Origin of the sequence: Comamonas brasiliensis, assembly GCF_018292285.1 — a bacterium.
In the GTDB taxonomy this organism is placed as follows: Bacteria; Pseudomonadota; Gammaproteobacteria; order Burkholderiales; family Burkholderiaceae_C; genus Comamonas; species Comamonas brasiliensis.
Genome location: NZ_JAANES010000003.1, coordinates 1 through 2,500, shown reverse-complemented (window position 1 = coordinate 2,500; position 2,500 = coordinate 1). Strand labels below are relative to the sequence as shown.

Below are 2,500 nucleotides of genomic sequence, written 5' to 3'. Positions count from 1 at the left end.
GCTAGGGGGTCATGGCGACTTACCAAACCTATGCAAACTCCGAATACCGACGAGTACAGCTTGGGAGACAGAGCACCGGGTGCTAACGTCCGGACTCAAGAGGGAAACAACCCAGACCGCCAGCTAAGGTCCCTAAAATTGGCTAAGTGGGAAACGAAGTGGGAAGGCTAAAACAGTCAGGATGTTGGCTTAGAAGCAGCCATCATTTAAAGAAAGCGTAATAGCTCACTGATCGAGTCGTCCTGCGCGGAAGATGTAACGGGGCTAAGCCAGTTACCGAAGCTGCGGATGTGCAATTTATTGCACGTGGTAGGAGAGCGTTCTGTAAGCCTGTGAAGGTGTCTGGTAACGGATGCTGGAGGTATCAGAAGTGCGAATGCTGACATGAGTAGCGTTAAAGGGGGTGAAAAGCCCCCTCGCCGTAAGCGCAAGGTTTCCTACGCAACGTTCATCGGCGTAGGGTNAGTCGGCCCCTAAGGCGAGGCAGAGATGCGTAGCTGATGGGAAACAGGTCAATATTCCTGTACCGATCAATAGTGCGATGTGGGGACGGAGAAGGTTAGCTCAGCCAACTGTTGGAATAGTTGGTTCAAGCGTGTAGTCGTGCTCTTTAGGCAAATCCGGAGAGCTGAGATGAGGCGTGATAACGAGTGTGCTTGCACACGAAGTGAGTGATACCCTGCTTCCAGGAAAAGCCACTAAGCTTCAGCTATTGACGACCGTACCGCAAACCGACACTGGTGCGCGAGATGAGTATTCTAAGGCGCTTGAGAGAACTCAGGAGAAGGAACTCGGCAAATTGACACCGTAACTTCGGGAGAAGGTGTACCCCAAGTAAGTGAAGTTGTACAAANGGAGCTCAAAGGGGTTGCAAAAAATTGGTGGCTGCGACTGTTTAATAAAAACACAGCACTCTGCAAACACGAAAGTGGACGTATAGGGTGTGACGCCTGCCCGGTGCTGGAAGATTAAATGATGGGGTGCAAGCTCTTGATTGAAGTCCCAGTAAACGGCGGCCGTAACTATAACGGTCCTAAGGTAGCGAAATTCCTTGTCGGGTAAGTTCCGACCTGCACGAATGGCGTAACGATGGCCACACTGTCTCCTCCTGAGACTCAGCGAAGTTGAAATGTTTGTGATGATGCAATCTCCCCGCGGAAAGACGGAAAGACCCCATGAACCTTTACTGTAGCTTTGTATTGGACTTTGAACGGATCTGTGTAGGATAGGTGGGAGGCTTTGAAGTGAGGTCGCTAGATCTCATGGAGCCGACGTTGAAATACCACCCTGGTGCGTTTGAGGTTCTAACCTGGATCCATTATCTGGATCGGGGACAGTGCATGGTAGGCAGTTTGACTGGGGCGGTCTCCTCCCAAAGCGTAACGGAGGAGTTCGAAGGTACGCTAGTTACGGTCGGACATCGTGACGATAGTGCAATGGCATAAGCGTGCTTAACTGCGAGACTGACAAGTCGAGCAGATGCGAAAGCAGGACATAGTGATCCGGTGGTTCTGTATGGAAGGGCCATCGCTCAACGGATAAAAGGTACTCTGGGGATAACAGGCTGATACCGCCCAAGAGTTCATATCGACGGCGGTGTTTGGCACCTGGCATCGCAGGGTAGCTAAGTGTGGAAGAGATAACCGCTGAAAGCATCTAAGCGGGAAACTCGTTTCAAGATGAGATCTGCCGGGGCCTTGAGCCCCCTGAAGGGTCGTTGTAGACCACGACGTTGATAGGCTGGGTGTGGAAGCGCAGTAATGCGTTAAGCTAACCAGTACTAATTGCCCGTGCGGCTTGACCCTATAACTTTGGGTAAGCCTGGAAAAATGAAAAGACAGAACGCAAGTTCTAGTTATGCCGAAAAGGCGCAATCGAAAAGCTGATTGAAGACTCTATGAATTCGTTAGATTGAAGGTGGGCAAGATTAAGAAGTTAATCAAGGCGCTATCAATCTGACAAAAAGTTTATGCCTGATGACCATAGCAAGTTGGTACCACTCCTTCCCATCCCGAACAGGACAGTGAAACGACTTTGCGCCGATGATAGTGCGGGTTCCCGTGTGAAAGTAGGTCATCGTCAGGCTCTTACGCCAAAACGCCTGGCTCACGCCAGGCGTTTTCTTCTCCCTCCTTGTGATGAGGGGTGAGAAGAAAACGCAAAAACGTTTTAAAAGTACTGTGAAAACAGTGCTACAATTGAAGGCTTCGCTGATCGCAGCAAGCAACGAGATTCAAAGTCAAGCTTCTTGGTTTTGCACTCGGTTCCTTAAAAAAATACAGCCGATAAGCGTGGGCGTTTGAGGGCAAGCAGCCAGTTCTTCGGAACAAACTCTTCGGAGTTATCAAGCGCTCACAAAAACAGTAATGAGGAAGAATTTATTCTTCTTGATTCCGTCAAGTGAGTGAGCAGTCGAAAGACTTTAAATTCAAGATCGAACTATAGAGTTTGATCCTGGCTCAGATTGAACGCTGGCGGCATGCTTTACACATGCAAGTCG

The 2,500-nt window shown here is 49.6% G+C and carries 3 rRNA genes (1 of these 3 cut by a window edge); all 3 read left to right on the top strand.

Going from position 1 to position 2,500, the window contains the following annotated elements:
• Nucleotides 1-1,805: ribosomal RNA gene (locus DJFAAGMI_RS12670) — 23S ribosomal RNA — on the top strand (it extends 866 nt beyond the left edge of the window).
• A 167-nt stretch (nt 1,806-1,972) separates the two neighbouring features.
• Nucleotides 1,973-2,085, top strand: a 5S ribosomal RNA gene (gene rrf / locus DJFAAGMI_RS12665).
• Nucleotides 2,086-2,436: 351 nt separating this feature from the next.
• A 16S ribosomal RNA gene (locus tag DJFAAGMI_RS12660) occupies nt 2,437-2,500 on the top strand; the annotation flags it as partial.